Source organism: Vibrio aestuarianus (genome assembly GCF_012395185.1).
GTDB classification, from domain to species: Bacteria; Pseudomonadota; Gammaproteobacteria; order Enterobacterales; family Vibrionaceae; genus Vibrio; species Vibrio aestuarianus.
Genome location: NZ_JAAZTU010000002.1, coordinates 16709 through 34242, shown reverse-complemented (window position 1 = coordinate 34242; position 17534 = coordinate 16709). Strand labels below are relative to the sequence as shown.

The window sequence follows — 17534 nt, the reverse complement described above, 5'->3', positions numbered from 1 at the left end:
AATTATTCTTGAGTTTTCGTCGCTTGTGGTTGAAGTACCGTCGAAACTCTTTCGTTAGAGTTACCGTCAGCCATCAGTTTTTGTGATGAAATTTTGTAACGAATCTTGGTGCCACGGATGATGCTATCATCTTGTGAAAGCATTGCTTGATCTATCATGGTTAGTTGGTCATCAACCATTTTGTAATACAGCTCTTTCGCTTCACCGTACAAGGTTTTACCGTCATCGGTTAACTGTGAAAATGTAGCGAGATCACCGTATCCTTCAATTTCTTGAATGGTGCCATCTTTTGGATCACGGATCACAATCACTTTGTCCGCATTCATATTGATGCTGCCTTGTTTAAGCTTCACATCACCAAGAAAAGTAACGCGATTACTTTTCATGTCGAGTTGTTGGCTGTCAGAATCAATATAAACTGGTTGTTGGCTGTCTGTTGCCAGTGCCAAGGCGTTGCCAGAAATAGCGAAACAAGCAATAAGACTAAGGTGTGAGAGTTTCATATCTACCTTGTACATGGTTATAAAGAACAGCGTCGTTTTCAGCAAAATTGCCTTTCATCGCCTGTCCTGTTGTTTCAAATTGCGGTCCAACCAAGTCGACTTGGTTATCAGCCCAAAAATCTCGATTATCCAGTTGAATACTCATCTTAATGGTAGAGAGCGTATCAAAACCAGAATCAGGTAATAGGTTTTTTGCAAGCACATCGTCATAAAGTGTTAGTACATGCTCTTCATCTAACACACCACGTTTAGCGGTAATTTCCCATTCTTGAGTAGTGCCTTCACGGAACACTTTTAAGATCGGATATTGAAAAATAGTATCGCCACTTTTTGAGTAATGATCTAAATGCGTAGATAGGATTACGTAGCTGCGAATACCTTGCTCGTTGTACGAGACATTGTCGAGGTTTTTTCCGCTAAACAAAGGCAGTTCCAAGTTGGGTGCAACTTGAATATCAGGTTTTTGCTCTTTATCGAGTAAATAATATGCAGACCAAGATGTGATAAAAATCAATATCACATAGAGGACTCGAGACAAACTCATATGCTTAAGCCTTTGTGTACTTCTAACTCGTTACGTGCTTGCAAAATCAAATCGCACACTTCACGTACCGCACCATGACCACCTTTAATTGTAGTGATGTAGTTTGCTTTTTGGAGCAGTAATGGGTGTCCATCAGCCACACAAACCTTAAGTGCGACTTTTTCCATTACAGGCCAATCAATCAGATCATCACCAATATAGCCAGTATATTCTGGTGATATATTCAACTTCTGACAAATATCTTGATAGGCTTTTACTTTATCATCTTGGCCCTGATAGATCAGTTTGATGCCTAAAGCAGTCATGCGGTTTTCGACAATCTGCGACTGCCGACCAGTGATTATTGCGATTTCGATCCCCGCATTCATCAACGATTTCACACCGTAGCCATCACGAGTATGGAAGGTTTTTAGTTCTTCACCTTGATTACCCATATACACTAAACCATCAGAGAATACGCCATCCACATCACAAATCAGCAGTTTGATTTGCTTGGCGATATTCAAGATGTCTTGAGATACCGTACCATAGGGAGTATTAACCATCGTTGTCATTACATGACTCCTGCTTTTAGTAAATCATGCATGTTTAATGCCCCCACCAGTTTACCGTTTTCACACAGCATCAAACCATTAATTCGCTTATCTTGCATCAAGTTTAATCCTTCAACTGCAAGCATATTGGGTTCGGCAACTGTCGGTTTTTGCGTCATGACTTCACTGATAGTCGCGCTATGAATGTCAATGCGTTTATCCAAAATACGGCGCAAATCGCCATCGGTAAAAATCCCGATAAGCTGCATCTTTGCATCGACAATTGCGGTCATACCTAAGCCCTTTTGGCTGATCTCTAGCAGTGCATCTCGAATCAATGCCTGTGGCTGAACGATGGGAAGGGCTGCACCTGTATGCATGATATCGGACAGTTTTAGTAATAGTTTACGTCCCAATGCTCCGCCCGGGTGAGACAGCGCAAAATCTTCAGCGGTAAAACCGCGTGCCTGTAATAGTGCAACGGCGAGTGCATCACCCATTACAAGTGTCGCGGTAGTACTCGAGGTCGGTGCTAAGCCGAGCGGGCATGCTTCTTCTGGTACGGTAATTTGTAGGTGCAGGTCAGCCAGTTTTGCCATGTTTGACTGTGGGTTACCTGTCATGCTGATAATACGAATATTGAGGCGCTTTAAGACCGGGATGAGCGATAAAATTTCTGAAGATTCTCCAGAGTTGGAAATCGCGATAACGATATCGCCACGCTCGATCATGCCAAGGTCACCGTGTGAAGCTTCTCCTGGGTGCACAAAAAAAGCAGATGTGCCCGTACTGGCGAGCGTAGCGGCTATTTTCTTACCGATGTGACCTGATTTCCCCATACCCATGACGACAACTTTACCGTGACTGTTGTCCAAAATCATCTCACAGGCATGGCAGAATTCATCATTAAAGTACTGCTCTAACTGTTGTAAGGCGGCAACTTCAGTGGCAAGTACTTGCTTGGCAACACTGCGATAATCAAACTGATTCGACATCCTAAACTCCAGAATTGGTTAAGCGGTCATATTCATAAGTAGGTAAGCTTGGTACCCGATAAAGGTCAGTAGCAAAACGCCACCTTCTAAGCGGTTGATACTACGAGATTTACCTAAAGCCATAATAACAAGTAGCAAGGATACGCCAAGCATGACCCAAAAATCACGCCCCATAGCATATTCACTGAGCATGGAAGGATTAATAAGACCTGGTATGCCCATCACCGCTAGAATATTGAAAACGTTGGAGCCAATAATGTTGCCTACCGCCATATCATCTTCGCCCTTCAGCACACTAGCTAGCGAAGCGGCGAGCTCAGGTAAGCTCGTTCCGACAGCAATGATCGTTAAACCAATAACTAGATCACTCATACCGAAGTATTTCGCAATGATCACCGCGTTATCGACCAGGACGCTTGCGGCAATCGGGAGAATAATAAGGCCAACGACGACCCACATTGCCGCTTTTAAATTACTGACACCTTGTGGAATCTCTGACTCTTGATCATCTAATAACGTGTCGCCATTTTTTTGTTCGTTACGGCTAATGCGCAGCATCGCAAGAATAAACGCAGCAAAAAGAACGAACAGTAGTGCGCCTTCGTAAAAGCCTAAATGATTATCCCAAAGCAGAGCGCCAGACAGTAATGTGACTCCAATCATCAGTGGTAGTTCACGACGAATAACGGGCGAACTTACTGACAGCGGTTTAATTAATGCGGTAATACCAAGAATAAGAGCAATATTGGCAATGTTGGAGCCTAGTACATTGCCGACGGCGGTATCTGTTTTGCCTTCTAATGCCGCAGTGGCTGATACCATCATTTCAGGTGCAGAAGAGCCCATCGCAAGAATCGTCATACCGATAACTAAAGGTGATATTCCCACGTTGCGCGCCAAGGCTGCTGCACCAAATACCAACTTGTCTGCGCTCCAAACTAAGAAAACCAAACCTACACTGAGAAACACAATGGCTTCGATCATGATGATACCTAACTAATGAAATGAATGAAAAAACGAGACAATTAACCGCTAATTTTGACGTGTTGGCTACTAAAAGGGAAGTCGAAGATCTAATTAATTACGTTCAATGAGGTGTTTACTTGTGTATCCATCATTAAATTATGTAAAAGATTATTTTGGCGAAAGGTTAACCTTTCCTTTAGGATGTAATTGAACAGTGCTTTTAATTCTGCTGTCTTATGCTTATGATTGCCCATCATTTTTGAGGCGAATAAAATAGTGAAACACGAATTATGTCAATGACCGACCTTGTCACGATAAATCATTTGACCTTCTCTCGTTCGGGGAGGGTAATTTTTGATGATGTGAGCCTCAATGTTCCACAAGGAAAAATTACCGCCATTATGGGGCCATCCGGTATTGGTAAAACCACTTTATTGCGTTTAATCGGTGGGCAGCTATTCCCTGAACAAGGTGAAATTTGGTTTGATGGTGAAAATATACCAACGCTGAGCCGTAAGAAGCTTTATCAAGCTCGTAAAAAAATGAGCATGCTATTTCAGTCTGGGGCGCTGTTCACCGATTTAAATGTTTTTGATAATGTCGCATTTCCATTACGTGAACACACACAATTAGATGAGCCACTGATTAAAACGTTAGTGTTGCTCAAACTTGAGGCCGTTGGTCTGCGCGGCGCGGCATTCTTAATGCCAAGTGAATTGTCTGGTGGGATGGCAAGAAGGGCGGCATTAGCCCGAGCGATTGCGCTTGACCCTGAACTGATCATGTACGATGAGCCTTTTGTCGGTCAGGATCCTATTACCATGGGAGTGCTTGTTGAGCTTATCCGTAATCTTAATCAAGCCTTGGGAGTTACCTCTGTCGTCGTATCGCATGATGTACCTGAGGTGATGAGTATCGCTGATTGGGTGTATCTATTAGCTGATGGAAAAGTGATCGCCAAAGGAACTCCGCAACAACTGCTAGAAAATAGTGATCCACGCGTACAACAATTTCTACAAGGTGAGGCGGATGGTCCTGTTCCATTTCGCTTTCCGGCTCAGAGCCTAGAAAAGGACTTATTTTAATGATGACAAGTTTTGTTCAGTGGGTTGAAGGGCTTGGACGTAGTACGCTTCAGTTTTGCCAGGCGTTTGGTAAAGCGAGCTTGATGTTATTTGGCGCACTTTCTGGTCGCCCTAGGCCAATTCAAAATTTCCCTCTATTAATGAAACAGCTCTACAGTGTTGGCGTTCAATCACTTGCAATCATTGTGGTTTCGGGGTTGTTCATCGGTATGGTACTCAGCCTGCAAGGGTATGTCATTTTAGTCGACTATGGTGCGGAAGGCAGTTTAGGCCAAATGGTTGCGCTTTCGTTACTGCGTGAATTGGGGCCTGTCGTGACAGCGCTTTTGTTTGCTGGACGGGCGGGTTCAGCGTTGACCGCTGAAATTGGCTTAATGAAAGCAACAGAGCAGCTCTCTAGCTTAGAAATGATGGCTGTTGACCCACTAAAACGAGTGATTGCACCACGCCTATGGGCAGGGTTGATCTCGATGCCTTTACTGGCGATGATTTTTATGGCTGTTGGCATATGGGGCGGTCAGATTGTTGGCGTTGATTGGAAAGGCATTGATCACGGCAGTTTTTGGTCGGCGATGCAGTCATCGGTGGAGCTAGGACAAGATATTGGTAACAGCATGATCAAGTGCGCAGTGTTTGCGATTACTGTCACTTGGATTGCATTATTTAATGGTTACGACGCGATTCCGACTTCTGAAGGGATCAGCCGTGCCACAACACGAACCGTGGTACATTCGTCTTTAGCTGTATTAGGGCTAGACTTTGTACTTACCGCATTGATGTTTGGGAATTAATCATGCAGCAAACACGAAAAATAGAACTTTGGGTCGGCAGCTTTGTACTGGCAGGAATTTGCGCAATTCTGGTAATGATTTTTCAGGTTGCTGACGTAAAAGGATTGGGCTCAAACGATACTTATTCTTTAAAAGCTGAATTTGACAATATCGGTAGTTTGAAAGTCCGCTCACCCGTCAAAGTTGGTGGTGTTGTTGTGGGGCGAGTCTCAAACATATCTCTAGATAAAGAGAGTTTATTACCAGTTGTGACTATGGCGATCAATAGCCAGTACGATCAGTTCTCTGAAACATCGAGCGTCAAAATTCTCACCTCAGGCTTGATTGGTGAGCAATACATTGGGCTGGTTCCCGGCTTTGTGTTTGAAGACGAACAAATGCTAAAAGAGGGTGATTTGATTGAAGATACAAAATCAGCCTTAGTGTTGGAAGATTTAATAGGTCAAGTGCTGTATAGCGTTGGTGGTAGCTCTGACAACAAGAGCAAGGAGTAATATAAATGCTAAAGCGAACTTTAATTTTGTTATTCACTCTGATGAGCTCTATGTGTATTCAAGCGGCTAGTATTGATAAAACGCAACCATATACGATGATGAAACAGGTATCTGAAACTGCTTTTGCGCGCTTAAAAGCGGAACAAGGAGCTATTCACAATAATCCAGATTATCTAAAAGAGATTGTTGAACAAGAGTTTATGCCCTATATCAATGAGCAATATGCAGCGCTCAAATTATTAGGTCCGAACCTCAAAGGGGCAAAGCGTGATGATGTTGCTGTATTTATTACCGCGTTCCGTTCTTATTTGGTGAGCTCTTACGCTCAAGTGTTGACGCAGTATAGTGATCAAACCATTGAGTTTGAACCAGAGCAACCCATTGCCAATGATAAGCGAATTACGAATGTCAAAGTGGATATCATTGATACACCGCGTCCTAACATCAAACTCGAATTTACTTTACGTAAAGAAAAGAATGGTGATTGGTTAGCTTTTGATATGTCGGCGGAAGGGATCAGCTTATTATCGAGCAAACAGTCGGAATGGAGTGGGAAAATTCGCCAAGAAGGCATTTTATCTGTTGCAAAGGAATTACAACAACTTGCAGAACAACCGATTCGTTTCGAGAGTAAACAACAATGAATCATAGCCAATGGCAGCCGTTGAGTTCTCAATCTGTCGCACTATCTGGTGCTTTAGATAGAGAGCATGTGCCTGATTTATGGATATTTATCAAACAGTGGACACCAACTGGATCGACGTTTGATGTTGAGTTAAAGCAGGTTGAACGTATAGACTCTGCCGGAATGGTGATGTTAATCCACCTAATAGAGCATGCAAAAAAACGAAACTGTCATATAATGTTCAGTTTCGTGCCAGAGCAACTGCGCACACTATTCCAATTGAGTAACGTCGAAAGTCTGATAGCTCAACACATAAAGAATTAAGCAGGGGAACATTGTGGATAGCGCAAAAGTACAACAGTTGTTAGATGAGGCTCTTAACCTTCAAGAAATTCATGTCAAAGGTGAAGGTAGTCACTACGAAGTGATCGCTGTTGATGCTTGTTTTGATGGCATGAGCCGAGTTAAGAAACAACAACTTATTTATGCTCCACTGATGGAGTACATTCAAAGAAATGACATTCACGCAGTTTCTATTAAAGCGTTCACACCAGATGAGTGGGCTCGTGATAAAAAGTTGATGTCGCTGTAAGGTTTATTGATGGAAAAGTTTCGAGTTATTGGGTCAGACCAGCCATTACAAGGTGAAGTGACCATTTCAGGTGCAAAAAACGCTGCACTACCTATTTTATTTGCGTCTATCCTGGCCTCTGAGCCCGTTGATGTGGCGAACGTCCCTCACCTGCGTGATATTGATACTACCATGGAACTGCTTAAGCGTTTGGGCGCAAAAGTAGAGCGTAATGGTTCAGTGCATGTTGACCCAAGTGAAATCAATGAATATTGCGCACCATACGACTTGGTGAAAACCATGCGCGCGTCAATCTGGGCACTAGGTCCATTAGTGGCTCGTTTTGGTTATGGCCAAGTATCATTGCCTGGTGGTTGCGCTATTGGTGCTCGCCCTGTTGATTTACATATCCACGGTTTAGAACAGTTGGGTGCCACTATTACACTGGAAGACGGTTATGTAAAAGCCAGTGTTGATGGTCGTTTGCAAGGTGCTCATATTGTCATGGATAAAGTTAGCGTAGGTGCGACTATCACTATCATGTGTGCTGCAACGTTAGCTGAAGGCAAAACGATTTTAGATAATGCGGCTCGTGAGCCGGAAATCGTCGATACCGCTCTGTTTTTGAACAGGTTGGGGGCGAAAGTCTCTGGTGCAGGTACTGATACCATTACCATTGAAGGTGTTGAGCGCCTAGGTGGTGGCCAGCATTCAGTGGTTGCAGACCGCATTGAAACGGGAACGTTTCTTGTTGCAGCGGCTGTTTCTCGCGGTAAAGTAATATGTCGTAATACCAATGCTCACTTACTTGAAGCGGTTCTGGCGAAGTTAGAAGAAGCCGGAGCCAAGGTTGAAACGGGAGAAGACTGGATCAGTCTTGATATGACGGGGCGAGAGTTGAAGGCGGTTTCTATTCGCACTGCGCCGCACCCAGGTTTCCCAACCGACATGCAAGCACAGTTTACTTTGCTCAACATGATGGCCAAAGGCGGCGGTAAGATCACCGAAACGATCTTTGAAAACCGTTTTATGCACGTTCCTGAACTGATGCGCATGGGCGCCAAAGCTGAAGTTGAAGGCAACACCGTTATTTGTGGTGATGTTGAATCACTCAGTGGTGCACAAGTGATGGCAACGGACTTACGAGCTTCTGCAAGTCTTGTGATTGCCGGTTGTATTGCCAAAGGCGAAACGACGGTCGATCGTATTTACCACATTGATCGTGGTTACGAAAAGATTGAAGATAAGCTTTCTGCTCTTGGCGCGAATATTGAACGTATACGAGAGCCGAACTGATTCAGTTTCTATAGCCGAAACAAAGGTTTCGGCTTTTTTTATCGATTTCTTTGGAGCACAAGAATGATTGCACTCTTGCGTTTATTTGCCGTTGCGATTTTTGCTGTCGTAATGTTTGTATTTGGGTGTGGCTACTGCCTACTGAGCCCTCGTAACCCAAAACACGTATTTACTTTTGGTCGTCTATTTGGCCGAATGTCCCGTGTGATGGGCATTAAATTAGACTTACGTATTCCAGAAAATGCGTATAACCGTGGTCAGCATATTTACATTGCTAACCACCAAAATAACTGGGACTTGTTTACGGTATCATCTGCGGTGACACCGAAAGTGGTAACGGTTGGTAAAAAAAGTTTAGTGTGGATGCCACTGTTTGGTCAGCTTTATTGGATCACCGGAAACATACTAATTGATCGTGCAAACCGCAGTAAAGCGAAAGGCACTATCGATCAAGTGGTTGATAGTATCAAGAAAAGTGACGTATCAGTGTGGATGTTCCCTGAAGGAACACGTTCTCGTGGACGAGGTTTATTGCCGTTTAAAACCGGTGCTTTCCATGCGGCTATTGGCGCGGGCGTGTCTATCATACCTATCGTATGCAGTTCAACCAACGACATTAAACTGAACCGTTGGAACAACGGCCACGTCATTGTTGAAATGCTGCCACCAATTAGTGTTGAAGGTTATAGCAAAGAAAATACGCGTGAACTGTCGACCATATGCCGAGAGCAAATGATCGCCAAGTTGGCCGAGTTAGATGAAGAAGTTGCAATGCTGAATGGCCAAAAAGCGACATCTCATTAATTGTTAAGCGTCACAAACATGAAAAGGGCTGAAGAATTTAATTCTTCAGCCCTTTTTTCTATGATTCAGAGAGCAATTTTAGTCACTGAGGTTATTTACGAACCGCAATAGCTTCAATCTCAATACCAACATCTTTTGGAAGACGAGCCACTTCAACACATGAACGCGCTGGGTAGTTAGCAACATTGTGCTCGTCGAAGAACTTGCCATACATTTCGTTGACGGTACCAAAATCATTAAGGTCTTTTACAAACACCGTCATTTTCACGATATCAGCAACGGTTAGGCCAGAAGCTTCAACAACCGCTTTCACGTTATCTAAAGATTGACGCGCTTGTACTGCGATATCTGCGGATACTTCACCAGTTACTGGATTAACAGGAATTTGACCTGAAGTAAGAACCATATTACCAAGGTCAACGCCTTGCACGTATGGGCCAATAGCAGCCGGTGCTGATTCAGTATGAAGTACTTTAGTCATTATGATGTTCCATCTGTTTTATAGGAATTTGAGGCCTCAGTTTGCCTCTAAAAAAACGGTAGGTAAAGTGCAAAATGCCCCACAACGATGGGGCACTGATAGCGGCTAATCAAGCCAGCTTACTATTCACGTTCAGTCACGATTTCACGTGAGAACACTTTTTCACAGTACTTACATTTCAAACGAATATCGTTATTTTTCTCAAAAATCTTAAAACTGCTTTCTACTGGTTCATCGTGTGTAATGCAGTTGGTATTTGGGCAAGAGAATACATCATTAATTTGCTCTGGCAGTTCAAGTGCTAATTTTTTTACGACTTGGTAGTTTTCTATTTGATTGACGGTTGCATGTGGAGCATACAACGCCAGCTTGCTGGCTTGTTCTTCATTGATGAAGATATTTTCAATCTTCAGCAAATCTTTGGCACCAAGTGCAGAAGATGGCAAGTTCAAACCAATAGTGACGCGCTGATTTGAATTATGCATATCAAATAATTTTAGAACCTTGATGCCAATTTGAGCAGGAATATGGTCAATCACGGTACCATTTTTAATGGCTTCAACCTGTAACTGAGTTTCTTTAGTCATGATAGGTCTCCTCGATCACAGGGTGTCATTAAGCACAAGAGCAAGCAAAGCTTCGCGGGCGTAAACACCATTCTCTGCTTGTTGGAAGAAGTAAGCGTGTTGGGTTTTATCGACATCGGTGGTGATTTCATCAACACGAGGTAGAGGGTGCAACACCTTCATGTTATGACGAGCATTTTTTAACATTGAAGCGGTCAAGATATATGCCGACTTAATATGCGCATATTCTGATTCATCAAAGCGTTCTTTTTGAACACGAGTCATATACAGGATATCTAACTCAGGGATCACACTCTCAATATCAGTATGCAAGCTGTACTGGATGCCAGCTTCATCAAGCTCTTCACAAATATAATCCGGCATAGCTAGCGCTTCAGGAGCGACAAAGAAAAAGCGAATATTATTAAACTTGGCTAAGGCTTGAGTCAGAGAATGCACTGTACGGCCATATTTTAGGTCACCAACGAAAGCAACGTTGAGGTTATCCAAACGGCCTTGAGTTTCGGCAATGGTGAACAAATCAAGCAGTGTTTGTGTTGGGTGTTGGTTAGCACCGTCACCAGCATTGATAACCGGCACACCATGAGAAAACTCAGAAGCTAAACGAGCTGCACCTTCTTGTGGATGGCGCATCACAAACGCATCCACGTAAGATGAAATTACCTGCACCGAGTCAGCCAGCGTTTCACCTTTCTTAGCCAATGAAGTGTTGCCGCCATTGTCAAAGCCAATCACACTGCCACCAATGCGCTGAATTGCCGTTTCAAAAGAGAGGCGAGTACGTGTCGACGGTTCAAAGAAACAGCTCGCCACCACTTTATTTTTAATAAGTTCCGGGTTGGGTTCTGCTTTCAGTTGGCCAGCGGTTTTGACAATCAGTTCCAGCTCATTACGAGACAGTTCTGGAATCGAGATAATGTGCTTTTGATAAAGCGAATTCGCCATGATCTTATTCCCTATAATTTTCTAACAGCCACAAAAAAGCCCCCCAATAAGGGAGGCTTTAAAAATCAAAAGAGGGTGAAAATAGTAAGCCCAGTAAGCAAAAGAACTTACTCATGTTGAATCGAATTGCGTTGTAGATGTGAATAACAACGTTCAGCTTCATAGCTACCCCTCAGATAAATCGTAGGGAATTATACGCTTTCGTTGTGTGAGCGCAAGCGATTACCTCACAATCCTCTTCATCATTAGCACTGTCGCTGCGTTAGCTGTTTTCACTCACCCAAATCACTTACTCATGTAAGTTAATCAGGCTTCGCTCCATTGTTGCCTAGTTTTTTAAGCGCCGAGCGTGGCAACCATTACCGCTTTGATGGTGTGCATGCGGTTTTCTGCTTCATCAAATACGATCGAGTATTCTGACTCAAAGACCTCTTCGGTAACTTCTAAGCCCTTCATTCCGTATTTTTCAGACACTTCTTTACCAATTGCGGTTTCATCATTATGAAAAGCCGGTAGACAATGCATAAATTTGACGTGTGGATTGCCAGTTTGTTTGATCACATCCATGTTTACTTGATAAGGCGTCATCAGAGCGACACGTTGATCCCATGCATCAGCAGCTTCGCCCATCGAAACCCAAACATCGGTGTAAAGGTAATCACACCCTTTCACACCTTCTTCGACATTTTCAGTGAGGGTTATTTTAGCACCAGTCTGTTTGGCAATGGTTTGGCAAGTTGCCACTAACGCTTCCTCGGGCCAAAACTGTTTTGGAGCCACTAAGCGAATGTCTATGCCCATTTTAGCTGCACCTACCATTAAGGAATTGCCCATGTTGTTACGCGCATCACCCAAGTAAGCAAATGACATTTGATGCAATTGTTTACCACGACCGTGCTCAAGCATGGTCAGGAAATCAGCCAAAATTTGAGTTGGGTGGAATTCATTAGTCAAGCCATTCCAAACGGGAACACCTGCATGTGTACCTAACTCTTCGACTATTTCTTGTCCAAAGCCACGGTATTCAATGCCATCGTACATTCTACCTAGTACGCGAGCGGTATCTTTCATTGACTCTTTCTGGCCAATTTGAGATCCCGAAGGGCCGATATAAGAGACTTGTGCACCTTGATCAAAAGCAGCCACTTCAAAGGCACATCGGGTCCGAGTCGAAGCTTTTTCAAAAATGAGTGCGATATTTTTGCCGAGCAGCTTTTTCTGTTCGGTGCCTGCATATTTGGCTTTTTTCAGTTCGGCTGATAAGTCGAGTAAGAATTGAATCTCTTTCGGCGTAAAGTCGAGCAGTTTGAGAAAGTTGCGGTTACGTAAATTAAAAGCCATATCTCAGTCCTAAGATGTGAGTGAAGAATGGCTTTAGTAAAACATATAAATGCTGAATTTGTGAATAATTATTTTAAATAAATAGCGAAATATTAATAATATCTCGCCAAATGTGATTATAAATTCTCTTCGGCGAACTCAGCTAAACGGCTGCGAACTACGCCATTTAAGTGGATATTGGCGCTTCCTTCAAAGTTTTTGAATCGTTCAACCATATAAGTTAAACCCGAAGTAACTGGGGTTAAGTAGTGGGAATCGATCTGCGCTAGGTTGCCAGAGCAGACAATTTTGGTGCCTTCACCACAGCGTGTGATGATGGTTTTGATTTGCGACGCGGTTAAGTTTTGGCACTCATCGAGCAGAACGAAGGCATTTTGAATTGAGCGACCACGCATAAAGTTGATCGATTTAAACTGGATGTTGGCTTTATCGCAGATGTACTTGAGCGAGCCTTCCGTACAGTGATCGTTTTTGTGCAGAGCTTCGAGGGTATCGGTGACCGCGGCGAGCCACGGCATCATTTTCTCTTCCTCTGTGCCGGGTAAGAAACCAATCGATTCGCCAATATCAGGTGTGTTACGGGTGACAATGATCTTATCGAACATTTTTTTCTCTATGGTTTGCTCAAGTGCGGCTGCCATGGCGAGTAGCGTTTTACCACTACCGGCCGCCCCGGTGAGGATAACTAAGTCAATGCTTGGGTCGAGTAGGGCATCTAATGCCATCCCTTGATAAATATTTTTCGGAGTAATATCCCAAGCTTTGCGGTGCAGCATTCGTTCTCGGCTGATATCGAGCAGGGTGATTTTGTCACCATCAATTTGGTGTACGCGGGCCGCAAATTCACTCTCTTCATCAATCACATATTGATTGATAAACGTCGGGTCAAAAGGGGCTTTATCTAATGTGTGGAAAGTTTTTCCGCCTAAGGTTTTGCTTTCTACTTCATTGACGCTATCCCAGAAATTACCTTCACGAATTTGAAAGCCTTTAGTGAGATACTGTACGTCGTCAATTAATTGATCGGTACGATAGTCTTCAACATAGCGCACACCTGCACCTTTCGCGCGTAAGCGCATGTTGATGTCTTTAGTGAGTAGCACGACAGAGCGCGGTGCTCGTTTGGCTTGTAGGTAAAGTACAGCATTGAGAATGCGATTATCACCCGCTTTATCAGCAAAGGCTTTAACGGTTTCTTGCAGCTCAAAATCGGCCAAAATAGAAATGGTGCCAGTTGAAGTCGCTTCTTTTGAGAAAGGAATACCTTCGGTGATTTCATCCGGTGTTGCATCGTGAAATAAGTGCTCTAGGGCGCGAATGGCAACTCTTGCATCACGTGCTACATCGCGCTTGCTGTCTTTGATGCGGTCAAGTTCTTCTAGGACAGTCATTGGAATGACGACGTCATGTTCTTGAAAGGAGTATATGGCTAGAGGTTCATGAAGCAGGATATTGGTATCCAGTACAAACAGTTTCCGGTCGGTATCGCCCATAAGCGTCTCCTTGCTGCAGTGCAGCGTGCTTAACATAAAGATGCTTGCAGAGATGTGACGAGCAATGTGTGCATGGTTGTGGTTCGATCGCTCGATACTGCTGCAAACTCGTGTTGATACTCATTGTCTGTTTGATGCAGCATGTTTTATGCCAAAGTCATGATTTTGATTCATAAAGCATGCGTTTTCATAATGAGTATAGCAACCTTGTTAACTACAAATGCCATTGATTTCTTACAGTTTGATGTCAGCCAAAAGTTGCAGAAAAAAAACTGAGCATTCGTTCGCTTAACACGTGACCTGTATCACGCCATCAAGTAAGATTAGCGACCTTTTTCTGCACCATACTCCAACAACAATCATAATTAGGAGTTATCTCCACTTGGTGACAGACCGATATAATTCATTCTAAATAAATGAGGTAGTCGATACATGACTTTTGCTTTGGGGCAACGCTGGATAAGCGATACAGAAAGTGATCTTGGTTTAGGTACAGTTGTTGCATTAGACGCAAGAACCGTCACTTTGATGTTTGCAGCATCAGAGGAAAACCGCGTGTACGCACGCAGTGATGCCCCGGTAACCCGAGTGACGTTTAATTCTGGTGATGTGGTTGAAAGCCAGGAAGGTTGGTCACTCAAGGTTGAGCAAGTGGTCGAAGATCAAGGCTTGCTGACTTACCTTGGTACGCGTGAAGACACGGGCGAAAGCGGTGTTGCGCTGCGCGAAATTTTCTTAAGCCATCAAATTCGTTTCAATAAACCACAAGACAAGTTGTTCGCAGGCCAAATAGACCGCATGGATAACTTTGTATTGCGCTACCGCGCTTTGACGAACCAATACCAGCAGCACAAGAGCCCAATGCGTGGTTTGTGTGGGATGCGCGCTGGTTTGATTCCGCATCAGCTGTACATTGCGCACGAAGTGGGTCGTCGTCACGCCCCTCGTGTTTTATTGGCCGATGAAGTGGGCTTAGGTAAAACGATTGAAGCGGGTATGATCATCCACCAACAGGTATTGTCTGGTCGCGCTGAACGCATTTTGATTGTGGTACCTGAAACATTACAGCATCAATGGTTAGTGGAGATGATGCGCCGTTTTAACCTTCATTTCTCCATTTTTGATGAAGAGCGTTGTGTTGAAGCCTTCGCTGAAGCGCACAACCCATTTGATACTCAACAATATGTGTTGTGTTCGCTTGATTTTCTACGCAAGAGTCGTCAACGCTTTGAGCAAGCGATGGATGCGGAGTGGGATCTACTGGTGGTCGATGAAGCTCATCACCTAGAGTGGAGCCAAGATAAGCCAAGTCGTGCTTACCAAATCGTGGAAGGGCTTGCACAAAATACGCCAGCCGTATTGCTGTTGACTGCAACGCCAGAGCAGCTTGGCCGTGAAAGCCACTTTGCACGCCTACGCTTGCTTGATCCTGATCGTTTCTATGACTACGAGGCTTTTGTCAAAGAAGAAGAGCAATATGCTCCAGTCGCCGATTCTGTGACCGCACTGTTTTCTGGCGAAAAGCTGCAAAATGAGGCAAAAAACCAAATTACAGAGCTACTTTCAGAGCAGGATGTTGAACCACTGTTCCGCATTATTGAAAGCAATTCAGACGAAGATAGCAAAGCGGCAGCCCGCCAAGAGCTAATCGATAACTTGATGGATCGTCATGGTACGGGTCGTGTGCTATTTAGAAATACACGCGCTGCCATTAAAGGTTTTCCGGTGCGTAATGTACACTTGATGCCAATGGAAATTCCAACGCAATATACGACATCAATGCGTGTTGCTGGCATGATCGGCGGCAAACTCAGCGCGGAAGCTCGTGCGATGAAAATGCTCTATCCAGAAGAGATCTTCCAAGAGTTTGAAGGTGACGATGCAAGCTGGTGGCAGTTTGATTCACGCGTGAATTGGCTGATCGAAAAAGTTAAAGAAAAACGCAGCGAAAAAATCTTAGTTATTGCCTCACGTGCTAGTACGGCTTTGCAATTGGAGCAAGCATTGCGTGAGCGTGAAGGTATTCGTGCCACTGTCTTCCACGAAGGGATGTCGATTCTAGAGCGTGATAAAGCCGCAGCCTATTTTGCTCAAGAAGAGGGCGGAGCGCAGGTTTTGATCTGTAGTGAAATTGGCTCTGAAGGTCGTAACTTCCAGTTTGCTAACCAATTGGTGATGTTTGATTTACCATTTAACCCTGATCTGCTTGAACAGCGTATTGGTCGTTTAGATCGTATTGGTCAACAGCGCGATATCGATATACATGTGCCTTACCTAAAAGGGACTTCACAAGCAATTTTAGCTCGCTGGTTTGATGAGGGTTTAAATGCCTTTGCTGAAACTTGTCCGACCGGGCGTGCTGTTTACGATAAATACGCAACGACTCTAATTGAAATGCTTGCATCAGGTAATACTGAACAATTGGATGAGATCATTGATGAGTCAGCTAAGTTAAATAAAACCTTAAAAACACAACTCGAACAAGGCCGTGACCGTTTACTAGAGATGCATTCCAACGGTGGTGAAAAAGCACAAAAGATCGTTGTTGATATCGCCTCAACTGATGGTGATACTAATTTAGTGACCTTTGCATTGAGTTTATTTGATGCGATTGGTTTAAACCAAGATGATCGCGGTGAAAATGCACTGGTCGTGACGCCATCGGAACATATGATGGTACCAAGCTACCCAGGTTTGCCGTATGAAGGCGCTACGATTACTTTTGATCGTGATACTGCACTTTCTCGTGAAGACATGAACTTCATCAGTTGGGAGCACCCAATGATTCAAGGAGGAATTGATCTTCTAATGAGTGAGGGGGTGGGGACTTCGGCGGTTTCGCTTCTGAAAAACAAGGCGCTACCAGTTGGTACTATTTTGCTGGAATTGGTTTACGTTGTGGACGCACAAGCACCAAAACGCAGTGGTATTAGTCAATTCCTTCCACAAACGCCAATCCGTTTGATGATGGATGCTCGCGGTAATGATCTCTCTGCTCAGGTTGAATTTGAAAGCTTTAACCGTCAGCTAAGTCCAGTTAATCGTCATTTAGCGAGCAAGTTGGTGACTTCAGTTCAAAACGATGTCCATAACTTAATTGCCGCCAGTGAAAGCCAAGTAGTTGCTCGTGTTGAAACTATCCGTGAGCAAGCTCAGCAAGAGATGCAGGCCAATTTGAACGCAGAACTTGAGCGTTTGTTAGCATTGAAAGCGGTGAACCCGAATATTCGTGATGAAGAAATCGAAGCGATTGAAGAGCAAATCAAAGAATTGACAGGCTATATTAGCAAAGCTCAGTTCCAGCTTGATTCCTTACGTTTGATAGTGGTCGCGCACAATTGATTGAGTTTGTTCGATATAACAAAGGCCTTATTTATAAGGCCTTTGTTTTTTCTTGGGGTTTATACCAATCGTAGTAAATAACTGTTCATCCTAGCTGGTTAAAATGCTCGATAACTGCGTTAGAATTTTTGATTGTAG

19 protein-coding genes are annotated in these 17534 nt (G+C 43.8%); 9 read left to right on the top strand and 10 right to left on the bottom strand.

Annotated elements, in window-relative coordinates:
• Positions 1–2: 2 nt before the first annotated feature.
• From lptA to HGG78_RS00940, 5 genes are read right to left on the bottom strand one after another with little or no spacing between them, the layout of a single operon-like run.
• Positions 3–503, bottom strand: coding sequence for a lipopolysaccharide transport periplasmic protein LptA (gene lptA, locus HGG78_RS00960; RefSeq protein WP_053309467.1), 501 nt, complete (start codon positions 501–503; stop codon positions 3–5).
• The gene (gene lptC / locus HGG78_RS00955) at positions 484–1047 is read right to left on the bottom strand and encodes an LPS export ABC transporter periplasmic protein LptC (protein WP_053309466.1); all 564 of its coding nucleotides are present in this window, start codon (positions 1045–1047) and stop codon (positions 484–486) included. The genes lptA and lptC overlap by 20 nt, the downstream gene beginning before the upstream one ends.
• On the bottom strand, positions 1044–1601 hold the full coding sequence (kdsC, locus tag HGG78_RS00950; protein WP_053309465.1) for a 3-deoxy-manno-octulosonate-8-phosphatase KdsC: 558 nt from the start codon (positions 1599–1601) through the stop codon (positions 1044–1046). Before kdsC ends, lptC begins: the two co-directional genes overlap by 4 nt.
• Complete coding sequence (kdsD, locus tag HGG78_RS00945) at positions 1601–2575, bottom strand: arabinose-5-phosphate isomerase KdsD (protein WP_171981025.1); 975 nt, start codon at positions 2573–2575, stop codon at positions 1601–1603. Before kdsD ends, kdsC begins: the two co-directional genes overlap by 1 nt.
• Positions 2576–2593: 18 nt before the next feature.
• Complete coding sequence (locus tag HGG78_RS00940) at positions 2594–3559, bottom strand: calcium/sodium antiporter (protein ID WP_168520921.1); 966 nt, start codon at positions 3557–3559, stop codon at positions 2594–2596.
• A 272-nt stretch (positions 3560–3831) separates the two neighbouring features.
• Between HGG78_RS00940 and mlaF the strand changes: the two genes are divergently transcribed.
• From mlaF to HGG78_RS00900, 8 genes are all read left to right on the top strand, one after another.
• A complete protein-coding gene (gene mlaF / locus HGG78_RS00935; RefSeq protein WP_053309462.1) occupies positions 3832–4626 on the top strand; it encodes a phospholipid ABC transporter ATP-binding protein MlaF in 795 nt (264 codons plus the stop codon).
• Entirely contained in the window at positions 4626–5417 is a 792-nt protein-coding gene (mlaE, locus tag HGG78_RS00930) for a lipid asymmetry maintenance ABC transporter permease subunit MlaE (RefSeq protein ID WP_053309461.1), read from the top strand. Before mlaF ends, mlaE begins: the two co-directional genes overlap by 1 nt.
• Before the next feature lie 2 nt (positions 5418–5419).
• Entirely contained in the window at positions 5420–5911 is a 492-nt protein-coding gene (mlaD, locus tag HGG78_RS00925) for an outer membrane lipid asymmetry maintenance protein MlaD (RefSeq protein WP_053309460.1), read from the top strand.
• 5 nt (positions 5912–5916) lie between these two features.
• Positions 5917–6555 (top strand): MlaC/ttg2D family ABC transporter substrate-binding protein, encoded by a 639-nt coding sequence (locus tag HGG78_RS00920; protein ID WP_172531839.1) that lies wholly within the window; start codon positions 5917–5919, stop codon positions 6553–6555.
• Positions 6552–6860, top strand: coding sequence for an STAS domain-containing protein (locus HGG78_RS00915; RefSeq protein ID WP_168520925.1), 309 nt, complete (start codon positions 6552–6554; stop codon positions 6858–6860). The genes HGG78_RS00920 and HGG78_RS00915 overlap by 4 nt, the downstream gene beginning before the upstream one ends.
• Positions 6861–6873: 13 nt before the next feature.
• On the top strand, positions 6874–7128 hold the full coding sequence (gene ibaG / locus HGG78_RS00910) for a BolA family iron metabolism protein IbaG (RefSeq protein WP_053309457.1): 255 nt from the start codon (positions 6874–6876) through the stop codon (positions 7126–7128).
• A 9-nt stretch (positions 7129–7137) separates the two neighbouring features.
• Positions 7138–8403 carry a UDP-N-acetylglucosamine 1-carboxyvinyltransferase gene (gene murA, locus HGG78_RS00905; RefSeq protein WP_172531838.1) on the top strand — a complete coding sequence of 422 codons (1266 nt, stop codon included), beginning with the start codon at positions 7138–7140 and terminating at the stop codon, positions 8401–8403.
• Positions 8404–8466: 63 nt separating this feature from the next.
• Positions 8467–9207: a 1-acylglycerol-3-phosphate O-acyltransferase gene (locus tag HGG78_RS00900; RefSeq protein ID WP_172531837.1), complete on the top strand. Its 741-nt coding sequence runs from the start codon at positions 8467–8469 to the stop codon at positions 9205–9207.
• A gap of 91 nt (positions 9208–9298) precedes the next feature.
• Here HGG78_RS00900 and HGG78_RS00895 read toward each other — a convergent pair whose 3' ends face one another.
• The 5 genes from HGG78_RS00895 to HGG78_RS00875 form a co-directional block, all read right to left on the bottom strand.
• Positions 9299–9688 (bottom strand): RidA family protein, encoded by a 390-nt coding sequence (locus HGG78_RS00895; protein WP_172531836.1) that lies wholly within the window; start codon positions 9686–9688, stop codon positions 9299–9301.
• A 122-nt stretch (positions 9689–9810) separates the two neighbouring features.
• Positions 9811–10275 (bottom strand): aspartate carbamoyltransferase regulatory subunit, encoded by a 465-nt coding sequence (gene pyrI, locus HGG78_RS00890; protein WP_053309453.1) that lies wholly within the window; start codon positions 10273–10275, stop codon positions 9811–9813.
• Positions 10276–10290: 15 nt separating this feature from the next.
• Entirely contained in the window at positions 10291–11220 is a 930-nt protein-coding gene (gene pyrB / locus HGG78_RS00885) for an aspartate carbamoyltransferase (RefSeq protein ID WP_172531835.1), read from the bottom strand.
• A gap of 336 nt (positions 11221–11556) precedes the next feature.
• Entirely contained in the window at positions 11557–12561 is a 1005-nt protein-coding gene (gene argF, locus HGG78_RS00880) for an ornithine carbamoyltransferase (RefSeq protein WP_172531834.1), read from the bottom strand.
• Between the two features lie 116 nt (positions 12562–12677).
• On the bottom strand, positions 12678–14054 hold the full coding sequence (locus HGG78_RS00875) for a PhoH family protein (protein ID WP_172531833.1): 1377 nt from the start codon (positions 14052–14054) through the stop codon (positions 12678–12680).
• Between the two features lie 432 nt (positions 14055–14486).
• Between HGG78_RS00875 and rapA the strand changes: the two genes are divergently transcribed.
• Positions 14487–17396, top strand: a complete 2910-nt coding sequence (gene rapA, locus HGG78_RS00870; RefSeq protein WP_172531832.1) for an RNA polymerase-associated protein RapA — start codon at positions 14487–14489, stop codon at positions 17394–17396.
• The last annotated feature ends 138 nt before the right edge of the window (positions 17397–17534 follow it).